Annotated in this window: 10 protein-coding genes; 2 read left to right on the top strand and 8 right to left on the bottom strand. The window is 42.4% G+C overall.

The window, feature by feature from the left end; genetic code table 11:
• The first annotated feature begins 98 nt into the window (after positions 1-98).
• Positions 99-2,501 carry a bacteriohemerythrin gene (locus DBT_RS09785; RefSeq protein WP_067619882.1) on the top strand — a complete coding sequence of 801 codons (2,403 nt, stop codon included), beginning with the start codon at positions 99-101 and terminating at the stop codon, positions 2,499-2,501.
• Positions 2,502-2,810: 309 nt separating this feature from the next.
• On the opposite strand, the gene DBT_RS09780 is transcribed toward DBT_RS09785, so the two are convergent.
• From DBT_RS09780 to DBT_RS09760, 5 genes are read right to left on the bottom strand one after another with little or no spacing between them, the layout of a single operon-like run.
• The gene (locus tag DBT_RS09780; protein WP_067619880.1) at positions 2,811-3,992 is read right to left on the bottom strand and encodes a hybrid sensor histidine kinase/response regulator; all 1,182 of its coding nucleotides are present in this window, start codon (positions 3,990-3,992) and stop codon (positions 2,811-2,813) included.
• Positions 3,970-6,753 (bottom strand): response regulator, encoded by a 2,784-nt coding sequence (locus DBT_RS09775; RefSeq protein WP_067619877.1) that lies wholly within the window; start codon positions 6,751-6,753, stop codon positions 3,970-3,972. The genes DBT_RS09780 and DBT_RS09775 overlap by 23 nt, the downstream gene beginning before the upstream one ends.
• The gene (locus tag DBT_RS09770) at positions 6,750-7,616 is read right to left on the bottom strand and encodes a CheR family methyltransferase (protein WP_067619874.1); all 867 of its coding nucleotides are present in this window, start codon (positions 7,614-7,616) and stop codon (positions 6,750-6,752) included. Before DBT_RS09770 ends, DBT_RS09775 begins: the two co-directional genes overlap by 4 nt.
• Positions 7,603-8,958, bottom strand: a complete 1,356-nt coding sequence (locus DBT_RS09765) for an HDOD domain-containing protein (protein ID WP_067619871.1) — start codon at positions 8,956-8,958, stop codon at positions 7,603-7,605. The genes DBT_RS09770 and DBT_RS09765 overlap by 14 nt, the downstream gene beginning before the upstream one ends.
• A 40-nt stretch (positions 8,959-8,998) precedes the next feature.
• The gene (locus tag DBT_RS09760) at positions 8,999-9,199 is read right to left on the bottom strand and encodes an SHOCT domain-containing protein (protein WP_067619868.1); all 201 of its coding nucleotides are present in this window, start codon (positions 9,197-9,199) and stop codon (positions 8,999-9,001) included.
• A gap of 116 nt (positions 9,200-9,315) precedes the next feature.
• Between DBT_RS09760 and DBT_RS09755 the strand changes: the two genes are divergently transcribed.
• Positions 9,316-9,765, top strand: coding sequence for an NUDIX domain-containing protein (locus tag DBT_RS09755; RefSeq protein ID WP_067619865.1), 450 nt, complete (start codon positions 9,316-9,318; stop codon positions 9,763-9,765).
• On the opposite strand, the gene glk is transcribed toward DBT_RS09755, so the two are convergent.
• The 3 genes from glk to DBT_RS09740 all read right to left on the bottom strand — a co-directional run bounded on the left by glk (position 9,698) and on the right by DBT_RS09740 (position 13,313).
• Positions 9,698-10,627, bottom strand: coding sequence for a glucokinase (gene glk, locus DBT_RS09750; RefSeq protein WP_067619862.1), 930 nt, complete (start codon positions 10,625-10,627; stop codon positions 9,698-9,700). The two genes, DBT_RS09755 and glk, sit on opposite strands and share 68 nt — an antisense overlap.
• Complete coding sequence (locus tag DBT_RS09745; protein WP_067619859.1) at positions 10,627-11,700, bottom strand: uroporphyrinogen decarboxylase/cobalamine-independent methonine synthase family protein; 1,074 nt, start codon at positions 11,698-11,700, stop codon at positions 10,627-10,629. Before DBT_RS09745 ends, glk begins: the two co-directional genes overlap by 1 nt.
• 92 nt (positions 11,701-11,792) lie before the next feature.
• Positions 11,793-13,313 carry an Rne/Rng family ribonuclease gene (locus DBT_RS09740; RefSeq protein WP_067619856.1) on the bottom strand — a complete coding sequence of 507 codons (1,521 nt, stop codon included), beginning with the start codon at positions 13,311-13,313 and terminating at the stop codon, positions 11,793-11,795.
• Positions 13,314-13,337: the final 24 nt, after the last annotated feature.

Genomic DNA, 13,337 nt, shown 5'->3' with positions numbered 1-13,337 from the left:
AAACTGACCATTGAAAAAGGTTTCAAGTATCTCACTTTGTGATCCGATTCTCTTTAGGGAGCAATTTAATACTCCAAATGTGTTTGGAGGGCAAGGACATGAAATCATTTGATCGTTTTTATTCACTTACATTTGCAATTCCAGCAATAGTTGGAGCAATGTTTTTTGCCAGTATTGTCCTAATTGTAGGAGGAATTGTATTTGAAAGACAAACCAATAGGCTCGTTACGCTAGAAATGACGATTTTGCACGAAAAAGCCTTGTTGCTAGAGCTCTCTAACGCCATCTTTACTGTCAAAGGCAATAGTGAGCTTTCAACAGGAAAACTAAGGGAGCTTCAACAAGAGTTTGCCATGACAGCAGAGTTCCTTTCTAGTTCGCCACAATTTAAGTACTTAGCAGAGCAACAGCTTAGATTGCAAAATGAGTTAGAAGCTGTTTTGAGCTCTATTTCAGGAGCTGGTCATGATGAGATAGTAATTAAAGGTGACAAGTTAATAAATGAAATTTCACAATTTTTAGAGGGCTTAGACGGCGTTCAACGTAAAATTAATGACAGTCTTAAGCACATCAAGTTTGTTAACAATGTATTTTGGGCTGTCATGATTATAGGTGGTTTGATCTTTTTATCTTTTATTACATTTTTTAATCTCAAGTATGTTATGAGACCTCTTCATTCCGTAATAGAATCCCTTAAAGAAGCAATTGAAGGTAGATTTAATACTGTTTTGTATCCTTATGGTCCAAGAGAAATAAAGACTCTTATGAACATTTACAATGTGTTTACAGCTACGATGATGAATATTTTCAATACACTGGATTCTCAAGAAAATATGACCCAAAATGTCAAGGATGCGCTGTCAAAGGCGGTTCAAGGTATTCATGAATTCAATCAAAAAGTGGATGCGGTTGCAGGCAATCTTTCGCATATGTCAACTGAATCTAGATCAAGTTTAGATACAGTAACACAGGCCATGCAAGATTTGTCTGTGGCGGCATCAGAAATTGCCCAGAGTGTCCAACAAGCTGCACAGAAAGCCAACGAGGCACTAGAACTGGGTGGACAGGCATCAACGGCCATAGGAAGGCTAAATGCAAGTTCTGAAAAAATTGGTGATATAATCAAGGTAATTAATGCCATCGCAGAACAAACAAACCTTTTGGCCCTAAATGCCACAATAGAGGCAGCTCGTGCCGGAGAGGCTGGAAAGGGCTTTGCAGTGGTTGCAAATGAAGTCAAAGAGCTTGCCAAGCAAACAGCAGAGGCCACAAAAGAGATTACCCAGATGATCAGGACCATTCAAGACGACACCAAAGGTGCTGTGGAGTCAGTGAATCAAATTGCTTATTCGGTGGAAGAGGTAACAAACTTGGCCAATACAATAGCTAGTGCCACTGAAGAACAGACGGCAACTATAAATGAGATCACTGAAAATGTTTCAAATGTAAACAGCTTGGTAGGGGGTGTAGAGGAAAAAGCCAATTTCTTGAAAGGAGACTTGGAGAGACTGGTCCACATGAATAGGGAGCTATTTGTATGTGAAAAGGGAATGGAGATGGTGAAAGAGGAGTCTTCACTGTTAAATGCCTTGGTAGTAGTGGATATTCAAGTCCAAAAAGATCTCATGGATGTGGTACCAGAGGCGGTAAAGGTAAATACTGCTTTATTCCAACACCTACAATGGAGAGAGAAGCTGGTAAGTGGCATAGTCTCTATGATACCATCTGATGTGGAGACTGATCCAAGCCGCTGTAGCCTCGGAAGATTTTTGACTTCATACGTTCCAAGTGACAATAGAATAAAAGATATATTGCGTAGGCTCATCCCAGTCCATGAGAAAATGCATCGTGATGTGGTTGCAATTCAAAATATGATATCAAGCGGACATGATCGTAAGGAAATTTTTTCGTATTTCGAAGGAAATATTGAGCCATTGTTTAATGAAGTTGTGGAATTACTAACTCGTTGGACAACCATTGCAAAAGGAAGTGTCAATAGAGGATTGGCTAGTGATTCTGACTTTTCTCCACGTGAAAACTCATCTCATACTACATTGAAAGGGCGCAGTTTAGTGACTCAAGATGCCTCTAAAGACAATTTTATTGAATGGGGACCCAAGTTTTCCGTTGACATTAAGGAAATCGATGACCAGCATAAAAAATTAGTTTCTATGGTCAATACCCTGCATAGGGCTTTTAAAGAAGGCACTGATCATGAGGTGATAGCCTCAATTCTAAGTGGGCTAATAGACTATACTGTTTATCACTTTGGAACGGAGGAAAAATATTTTGATGAATTTGGTTATCCAGAGGCAGAACTACACAAAAAAGTTCACAATGACCTTACTAGGAAAGTACTCGCCTTTAAAGAAAAATTTGATGAAGGTAAGGCAACCGTATCGATTGAACTCCTGAAATTTTTAAAGGATTGGCTTACAAACCACATATGTATTACTGATAAAAAATATGTGCCATATCTAAAAGAAAAAGGACTCAAGTAAAGAAAAATATTTACCGTGAAAATACCCGTTGGGATAATTTACCTGATATAACAGGTAGAAGGAAGAAGGTAGAAGGAAGAAGCAAGGACTGAGGACTGAGTGGTGCAGTCATCAATGTTACTTACTTCAACTCAAAACTCAAAACTTCTAAAATTGTTCTTTTCCTTCAATTCAAAACTCAGAACTCAAAACTCAAAACTTTTAAAAGGCTTCTCCCTATTCCTTTTTTCATCCACGAGGGTGACGAATTTCGGTCGTCATGAAAGTTTGGGTTAAAGCAATAGCGGCCAGTTATTCAGAACCATGGTCTTATGCTGGAGCCATGGAGAAGTAAAAGATCGTACCCTGGTCAAGTCCTGGGATTGGGCTGATTACGCCAATCTTTCCTCCATGGAGTCTGACTATTTCTTGGCAGAATGAAAGCCCTAGACCAACGCCCAGGAGACAAGACATCCTGCTATCTTTGGGTATTTGAACAAAGGGTTCGAATATTTTTTTTCTACTATCTTCAGGGATTGGGGAACCAAGGTTTGAGATGCCGCATACTATCCATCCTTCTTCCACGTTGTGTGGGACATATGGGCGTTCATGGGCCCTATTCCTAAAGGCGTTAATTCGTATGCTGGTACCTCTTGGTGCATGCTTAATGGCATTGTCGAGCAGGTTTGTAAGGACTCTCCCAATCAAGCGTCTGTCCCCATAGATTGTGAGGTCATCTACGAGACTTTCTTTTTCTACTATTACACCTTTTTTGGCGGCTGCACCTTCTTCTAGGAACATTACTTCCGTAATCTGATCCATTAGATTGAAATTTTCTAATTCCAGGTAAAGCCTTCCTTCCCTGGCAGCAATTAGGGTAAGCATGTCTTCAAGGAGTTCTGCCTCCTTTTGAATGGCATTTTGTATCTTTGAGATGAGCTCTCTGTGGCGAGCTGAAAGGGAATCATCCATTGCAAGTATTGAGAGAAATCCCATGGCGCTCGTCAATGGATTCCTTAGGTCATGGATCAGCATTCTTGTATGCCACTCCTTGACCTCGAGGGCCTCCTGGGTCCTCCGGCTCTTTTCTCGCCATCTATCCGCCATAGATTTCCTTTCTATAACGGCATTTATCTTCTTGGTTAGAAGGTTTGGACTGATGGGCCTGCTTATATAGTCGTCTGCACCACCTTCAAGGCCTTCTACAGCGTGCTCCTCATTCATGAGCTGGGCAGTTATGAGAATGATAGGTATTTCACAGATCCTGTCATCTCCCTTTATTAGTTTACAAAGCTCAAATCCCGTCATCTCAGGCATCATCACATCTGAGAGGACAAGATCTATTTGTTCTGGGTGTGAATAGAGGAGTTCAAGGGCCTTTTTCCCATTGGATGCGGCAATTACCTCGTAACCCTCTCTCCTTAGGAGTTCCGTAAACACGTATAGGTTGTCGGGAAGATCATCAACTAATAAAATGGTGGGTCTCTTATCAAGAGAACTTTGTCTTGTCATGACTTCCCCCACACTGTTTTCTGTTTTCAGGTTTATTGATCCATTTTTCGATGACAAATATGAGCTCATTTGGAGCAAAGGGCTTTGAAATGTAATCATCGAGCCCAGATGAAAGGATGTGTTCCCTGTCTCCTTTCATGGCCTTTGCTGTAAGTGCAATTATGGGAATATGCTTATCAAGATGTCTTCTAATCTCTGCCGTGGCATTGATTCCATCCATTTCAGGCATCTGAATATCCATCAATACGAGGTCCGGGACATGACGTATAGTCAGGGAAACTGCCTCTTTGCCGTTTGTTGCGTGTATGATCTCAAAGCCCTTTGGAGCAAGTATCTCTTTGATCAAAAAGAGATTATCAGGATTGTCTTCTGCAACGAGAATTTTTTTACATGTGTCCTTAAGTTGTCTATGGGAGCTTTCACTGCCTTTATAGCCAGGCTCGTCGCTTGTTATGTCTTTACAAGAAGAAAGGATTTCATTAATGCACTTTTTGAGTCCTTCCTGTCTGATATTACCCTTTTTAAGGGTCCCTTTTACGTTTGGAGGGAATAGTTTCTCAGTATCCTTGTCAATGTCTAAACTAGTAAGGACTATTACGGGTATTTGTTTTATGTTTTCGTCCCTCCTCATCTCTCTGAGGAAGGCAAATCCATCCATAACTGGCATCTTGAGGTCAAGAAGCACAAGGTCAGGTATTTCTTCTCTTAAGAGCTTTAATCCAATCTGCGGATCCGCACTATAAATGACCTTGAATCCCTCCTGTTTGAGGAGTGTGCTGACTTCTCTACCCACAATCAGGTCATCGTCTACCAAGAGTAATTTATGGACACCTTGCCTCAATTCATCTTTATTGCCACGAGTTAACTGATCTTCAGAAGGAGGAGGCGTTAAAAGGGTGTTTCTGAGTCTTTCGGCCCATTCGTCATCGGGCATCCTGTATTTGCTTCTCCTATCTACTGGGATGAAGACCTTGAAGGTGGTGCCCTTGCCAAGCTGGCTTTCCACCTCTATCTCTCCGCCCAGTAGGGTGGCAAGTTTTTTAGATATGCTTAGTCCGAGGCCAGTACCACCGTATTTTCTGGTATGAGAACCGTCTACCTGTCTAAAAGGCTCGAATATGATTTCCAAGGCATCTTCGGGGATCCCTATTCCTGTATCTGAAACGATAAAGCAAACAAAGTCTCGATCTGCTCCGATCTTTTTTTCTACTATTAGTTTTACTTCCCCTTTTTCAGTGAATTTTATGGCATTTCCCAAGAGATTTGTAAGGATCTGCCTTATTTTCTTCTGGTCAGAGAAAATGGTTTTGGGGGCATTTTCGAATATTACCTCGAATTTTAGGGGTTTTGTCTCAGCCAGGGGCCGAATGTTTTTACATACGTTATTTACAAAGTCAGGCAGGTAGATGATATCGTAATTGACTTCCTCTCTTCCGGATTCAATCCTTGTAAGGTCGAGTATGTCATTTATGAGATCAAGAAGATTTTGGCCATTTCTTAAGACAATATCCAGATATTCTTGCTGTTTGGGGGTAAGTGGAGCACTTTTGTCTTCCTTAAGGAGTCTTACCAGGCCAATTATGGCATTTAATGGTGTTCTGAGCTCATGGGACATATTGGATAGGAAAATTGATTTCATCCTATTGGCTTCTTCTGCCTCTAGGGTCTTTTGTTCCAGGGCGTCGCGTTGAGCTGCAAGTTCTTCGGCCTGGGCCTGTATTTCTTCTGTTTGGGCCAAAAGTTCTTCACTCTGGGCCTGAAGTTCCTCGTTTTGTGCCTGGAGTTTTTCGTTTCGTTCTCGTAGTTCTTCCTGGAGATGTTTGAGTTGTTCTAAAAAGAGGGCTTTTTGAATGGCTACCCCTAGCAGGCCAGAAAGATTGTTCAAGAAAACATAGTGGGCTCTTAGGCTCACAACAGAGGCAATTTCAATTGCACCTAGGAGTTCATCTGCGGCAATGAGTGGGATACAGGCGATATGATGATTTGCTGGTTTTAGGATCCCAGAACTGATCCTTAAATATTTTGAAGGGACATCTTCTACAAAAATCACATCTTTTTTCTTTGCAGCCTCACCCAGTATGCCTTTCCCGATTGAAAAGGGCGGTGGAGTCTGCGTAACTCCCTTTACATAGGCTGGAATAAGTAATTTCTCTTCTTTATCAAAGGTGTAAAATATCCCGGCAACCATGGGTAAGTAATTTGGAAGAGTCTCAAAGATTCGCTCAGCGATCTGTTCCACTTCAACCTCTTCATTCAAGATCTTCGTGACCTCATAACTCGCCTCTATCTCTTTTAGTCTTTGCTCGAGTTCCAAATTCTTTTTTTCCAGACTTTGGGAAAAGGCGATGAGATCGCTTTGATCTGTAACTGCCTGTATTACCCCAATGATTTCACCTAATTCATTGAAGAAAGGAGTAGATTTGACTGTTGCTGGAAAGTTTGTCCCATTCCATAGAATGCATTCATAGTGTTGAATAACTTCTTTTTCACCATTTAGTATGAGTTTGACAGGGCATTCGTCGGTTTCGCAGTGCGTGTCTGAACGAGCTACCTCAAAACAACGTTTTCCAATGATTTGGGGATCAAGTACCTGGCATAGGGCATTCATGGCAGGATTGTGGGCGAGAATTGAGAAATCCGTCCCAACAATCCTGATTGGAGTCATGCTTTGATGATAAAGTTGGTATACAGCCTCATAGGTGAGAATACCATTTTCATCGTATATCTTGACCTTCTCATTCTTGGGTTGAAATGGAATCATGGGCTCGAGTCTCCCCTCAAGTATATTTTGTGCCCTCTGCTAAAAGTTTTAAAATATTTCTCCATATGCTTGGGCATCACTTCTGATTTCCCCAAGATCAAAAAACCCATTGGTTTTAGACACTCGAATACCCTTTTAAAAATTCTTTCTTTGATCTCATTGTCATAATAGATGAGCACGTTCCTCAGAAGAATAATGTCATATTCTGCAAAGACCCCTCCTGGCGGGGATTTGAATTCAGGGTTTGTGCAGTCAAAGGTGAGAAAGGAGACGATTTTCTTCAGGGCTGGATGGACCTCATAGAGTTCATCTTTTTCAACAACAATTCGTTTGAAATATTGGGGATATCTAGTTAGGGCTATTGCCAGGTCCTCTCTTTTGTATATCCCGCGTCTAGCAGTTCTGACGGCAGTTGAGTCTATATCGGAGCCTATTACTGAAACCGGAATATCTCTGGCCCAAGCATTGTTCTTCATGAATTCACACAAAAGAATCCCCATGGAATAGGCCTCTTCACCTTTAGCGCTGGCCACGCTCCATGTGCGTAACTGACCTCGACCAGTCTTTTTTATGCGATTGAACAAAAGAGGTAGCACCCCATGCTCAACGGCCTCAAATACCTCTGGATCTCTAAAAAAGGAGCTGACCTTAATTGTCAGAGAGTCGAATAGATGTTGAAATTCGACTGGATACATTTTTAGGTAATCGAGATATATGGAAAAAGTAGGTTTTCTAGTCAAAATTAGTCGCCTTTTAATACGCCTTATAAGTGTCCCTTTTTTAAAATGTGAAAAAGGGCACCCAGACCATTGTTCCAATATTCTCACGATTTCGTCAAGGGCTTCTTTTTCAGTTTGGTCCATGTTTGAATAAAATTTCTGGTATATACCTTATGATTTCAGTGACGGTTCTTTCGTCCATCTCCAACTGAGACAATGAGGTAGTGTCGAATAGGTTTGACATGGTATCACATCCCAGACCAATGCCTAGCATATTGCATATGTAGTTTGCGATATGGACAATGGCAACGAGTTCCATTGCATCTTTGGCCTTGCGTGGTTCATGGTGGAATGCTATGGCAACTTCCAGAGACAGTGGCAATTGCCATGAGTTGGCAATCAATCTCCCTAGTTGAGCATGGTCGACTCCCAATATCTTTTTTTCTGCCAATAAAAAGGGTATCTTTTCTATGGATACCGTTCTTTTGACTTTGAAAAACAGGTGGATGAAATGCCTTTCAACGAGTATCTTTCCAATGTCGTGCATAAGGGCAGCAAGATAGGCCTCTTCTGGATCAATACCCTGAGTATTTTCAGCAAGGAACTGAGCAAGTTCTGCACAGGCTACCGCATGATGAAAGAAGGCCTGCTCATCTAGTCCATAGCCATTAAAGGGTCTTGAATACAGGTCTTGGACGCATGCCTGCATTACGATCTTTTTAAAGTTTTTTGTACCCAATAGGCTGATAGCATGTGAGATTTTGCTGATGCGTTGAGGAAGTCCATACTTGGCTGAGTTTACAATGCTGAGTACACGTCCTGCAAGGATCTGGTCCTTTAATATGAGCTTCTCTAGCTCTTTTAATGTGGTAAGATCTCCTCCGACAAGTTGAAGGGCGCGAATAGCGATCTTTGAATCGGGTTTTAGTTCTTCTGCTGCCTTTCTGAAGAAATCAGAATCGAATTCTTGGGCCAGTTTTTGTCCTTTTTCGCTTTCTTGTTTTAGAATGTCACGAGATTTTGTCGTCCTTGATAATTCAATCTGAACTTTTCCCTCAGGGAGAAAGAGTTTTAGCCTCCTTCCTATAGAACCCCCAACGCTTCTGGTGATGATGGGGATTTTAAGTCTTTCCAGGACCTCTTGGGTCTTTAAGATGTTTCGTTCTCCTACGCCAATGTTAGGCATCCTTCCCTTGGTTATGATTTTTGCTCCCCCTGCAATATGCGCCTCTAATCTTGAAATATCCACTCCATATTGCCTCATGCGGTCTATCAGGGTGAGGATGCCTGTTTCTGCATAGAGGCTGGGATTTCGATCCATTTTTTGTTTAGGGCCATTAGGCAGGAGTATATGTAGGAGACCCCCAGCCTCTTTAACGGGATCAAACAGGGTGACGCCAACACAGGAGCCTAAAAAGGTTTCAAGGATCAGTTTTTCTTTTGCACCAGTTGCAAGGTCTCCTGGTTCTACAAAGATGTGTTTCATGTTATTAATTTATAGGTGCACGCACCTATGATCTTCTAGGTCACCCGCATGACTCTAAAAACTTAAGTTTTTTTTCAAATTCTTCCTTGGTGATTTCTCCCCTCTCATATTGTCTACGGAGTTTTTGCTTTGGATCTTCAAGGAATTTTTCTAAAAACTTAAAATGGCTGCGAAAGAGAAAAAGAAGCATGATAAGGAATACAATGCCGAAGAATAAGACGAGACTCAATAAGTCACTCATAGTAACCTCCATTACTCTCTAGCCAATAATTTATAGCAAAAACCCAAAAAATGCGCTATACAAACCAAAATAAATTTAACTATTCCAAGGTGTGCAGGGTCATTTCAGGAGGATTTATGCCTGTTTTGTCATCAGGGGTTATTGTGGTACGACGTGAACAAGGTAGGTGGTTATATCTCCTTTTACAAGCCTTTGGATACTGGGATTTTCCAAAGGGGCTTGTTGAAGAGGGAGAAGAACCGTTGGATGCGGCGATACGAGAGGTAGAAGAGGAGACAGGCATCAATGATCTGAGATTTAATTGGGGATATGATTTTAAAGAAAGTGCTCCCTATCTTGGTGGTAAAAAGATTGCACGATATTATGTTGCCGAGACCCTGACAAAAGAGGTAGAGCTACGGGTAAATCCTGCACTCGGCCATCCTGAACATGACGCCTATGCATGGATGGACTTTGAGTCAGCTTATGATGTACTGGCTGAGAGGGTCAAGCCCTGTATCAAGTGGGCACATGAATTAATCGAATCCCGGCCCCAAGGAGTCCAAGATAGGGATGTAGAACGATGAATACAGGTATGTCGCGAACAATCGCCTTCATCCTGCCTTTGTCTTCAAATGCATCTCTAAAGCCGAACTCAGCAAACACTTCCTTAATCTTTGGCGCAATACCACCAGCTATATAGACGCCGCCAAATGCCAGGGACTTAAGTGCCAGGTTGGCGGCCTCTTTTCCGTAGTTTTTAATAAAAATCTCCAGGGCTTTCATGGCATTTTCGTCTCTTTTTTGTAGGGCGAGCTCGACCACTGTTTGAGGTGAGACCTCATTGCCAGACAGAAACAAAAAGATATCCTTGAGTCCAGGACCAGAAACTACCCTCTCTATGCTCACATGGCCATATTTTTCCTTTAAAAATTGAAAGAGATGCCATTCTGTTTCGTCACAGGGGGCAAATTCTGTGTGTCCGCCTTCTGTGGGCAAAACGTGAAACCTTTGGTTGTTACATGGTATTATGATGGCCTCCCCAAGACCGGTTCCTGCTCCAAGAATGGCACGAGGGGAATTGGCCCTTGTTTCTTTACCTCCAACCTTTAAGAGGTCAGATGTTGACAGGGCAATTACACCCCAGGCAGCGGCTTCGAAGTCGTTCATTAACACCACCTTTGGGATGTCAAAAGCCATTTGTAAGGCCTCAATCTCAATCCCCCACGACAGATTTACGCAATTTGCTTTACTGCCTGAAACTGTGCCAGCAATTCCTATTGAAATGGCCTCACAGTCATAATGCCCTATTGTCTTTAGGTATTCACTGAGAATCTCTTCAAAGGAGCGGAAAGAATTAGAAGGATATATCTTTATCTCTTCTATTCTTCCGCCTTTGAAGAGTGCAAGCCTTGTATTGGTCCCCCCAACGTCTGCTACTATGATCATCAGGAAAGGTCTCTAATCTTTTGGGAAAGATCTCGTGTAAGCGAGAGCACCTTTTCTGATAGCTCCTTGGACAGGAGGCCAGTTCCGCAACTCGGTGTTATCAGACTTGAGTTCAGGAACTCTTCTTTAGTGATTCCCAGCTCCCTCAACACCTCTTCATAACGTTCCATAAGTGAGTCTGGGGTGGCAGAAAGTATCTCTTCTTCTTTTTGGGTGGGGACAAAACCCCAGGCTATGATGCCTCCCTTTTTGATAAAATTCAGGATCTTGTCTTTATATATCAGGAAACGGTCGAGATAATCAAATGCATCAAAGCTTATTATGTCCAGCTCTAGTGATGGATCCAAAAGCAAAGACCATTCAGTATTTGCACAAACATGTACTCCACAAAGTGCCCCTTCGTCATGTATTGCATCTATACTTATCTTGAGATCTTTTTGTACCTCTGAGGCACTTATCCCTACCATAGTGGATGATCCAAAGCCGGCGAGCGCTGGTTCATCTAGAAAAACTATTGCATGAGGCGAGAGTTCCTTTAGTTTTTTGGCCTGAAACGCAGCTTTTAGCGAAAGTCCTTGGACTATTGCCTCTCTGAGTTGAGGATTATAAAAGGCAAATTTCCCGTCCTTGTCTTTAATACCTGTAAGGAGTGTAAAGGGCCCGGTAATTTGACCTTTTAGGGCATATGGCTTTGGATCCATGGACCTAACTTTTTCCAAAAAGCAGTAGAAGCCCTTACCACGGTCTTTGGAGAGGGCGAACACTGATTCTTCAATGGATTTCGCGCCTTCTTTTACCGCAAGGAACTCTTCAAAGAATTGAAGAAATTCAGCCTCGAAGTCCTCTGCGTTAGGGTCAAAATAGACAGTGTCATCACTTTGTCTGAGGCCAGGAAATCCTTCAGTAAATTGAGTTAGAAGCCGTTCTTGAGGGTAACACGGAAGTTGTACCCAGATGGGTATTTGGTCTATGTATTTCAAGACTACGTCTTGAGCATTATCGTGGTCTTCAAAGGGAAGACTTCCTATTAGGGTAGCATGTGCCTGAGGATTAAAATTGGTCGAAGATTTCATGGTCATCTCCTTACTCCTTAGTCATCACTCATCACTCAAATTCAACCTAAGTCCTGCACCTTTGTCCCCTTTTTGTCGTGCAGGATTTAGGTTCAAGGTTTATATATAATGTCATGCTGTTCTACATGCATCTCGGGCCTAGAGACAATAGTTATGGTCTTATTGAGCATTTCTTCAAGGTATTCTAGGTGATGTGCCTCATGATTGAGAATGAGATCGCCAACCCTTGGATGAACATGTATTTCAATTTCACTACAGTTTGCCCATTTGGCCTCACTTTTGACACGTCTGAATATATCATAGGCAATGGTGCGCCTTGATTTTAAGTTTCCTTCTCCTTCGCAATAAAAGCAGGGTTCAGACATGATACGAGACAGACTATCCCTGTTTCTCTTTCTAGTCATTTGAATGAGACCAATCTCTGACATCTTCAGTATATTGGCCTTACATTTGTCTTTGCTAACGGCCTTTGATAGGGCCTTGAAGACCTCCTCTCTGTGAGCGGGGTTCTCCATGTCAATAAAATCAATGATAATTATTCCGCCTATGTTTCTCAGCCTAAGCTGATAGGCAATCTCCTTTACTGCCTCTAGGTTTGTCTTAAGTATAGTCTCCTCGAGGTGCCTTCTACCTACGTATTTACCGGTATTTACGTCGATTGCAGTCAGTGCTTCTGTACTCTCAATAACAATATATCCGCCAGACTTCAACCACACCTTTTTCCCCAGGCACTTAGATAGTTCCATTTCAATCCCAAAGGCCTCGAATATGGGCTTGGGATAGTCGTAATATTCCACCATTGGCCTTAGGTCATGGCAGAAGGCATCTACAAATTCTACTATTCTTGCATAGGCGGTTTCAGAATCCACAACCAGCCTTTTGACATCTCCTGTAAAGAGGTCTCTTACAGCACGAAGAGTGATATCAAGATCTTCATATACAAGGCCTGGGACCTGGATTGAGGCAGCCTTCTTTTGGATGTTTTCCCAGAGTTTTATCAGGAATTCCATCTCACTTTGGATGTCTATGGCACTAGCGCCTTCGCTTGCAGTACGGGCTATAAACCCAAGTCCCTGGGGCCTCATTGCCTCTATGAGATCGCGAAGACGTTTTCGTTCTTTTTCATCCTTGATACGCCTAGACACACCCACATGGTTCATTGTAGGCATGAGTACCAGGTAGCGACCAGGCAAGGAAATGTGAGATGTCACCCTAGCCCCTTTGGTGCCTAGAGGGCCTTTTGAGACCTGTACGAGTATTTCCTGGCCATTGTGGAGGAGGTCTTCGATTCTGAAGGGCGGGGCTTCGTAATGAAGAGGGTGCTCTTCGTCTTCTGCTTCAAAGTCGTAGTCCGTGCGCCCAAGCATCATCTCAAATTCTGGGAGGTGATCGTAGATATCTGTAACATAAAGGAATGCAGTACGCTGAAGGCCGATTTCTACAAAGGCAGCCTGCATCCCTGGTAGCACTCTTACAACCTTTCCCTTGTAAATATTTCCGACAAATCCCCTTTCTGCCTCACGCTCAACATGAAACTCTACTACTGTGCCATTTTCCAATAGTGCGACTCTGGTCTCCCAGGGCTCAACATTTATTATAAGTTCACTTGCCATTACTTCTTAGCACTCCGTACCATG

The organism is Dissulfuribacter thermophilus (assembly GCF_001687335.1).
GTDB classification, from domain to species: domain Bacteria; phylum Desulfobacterota; class Dissulfuribacteria; order Dissulfuribacterales; family Dissulfuribacteraceae; genus Dissulfuribacter; species Dissulfuribacter thermophilus.
The sequence above is the reverse complement of the archived record's forward strand: the minus strand, read 5'-3'. Positions and strand labels throughout refer to the sequence as shown.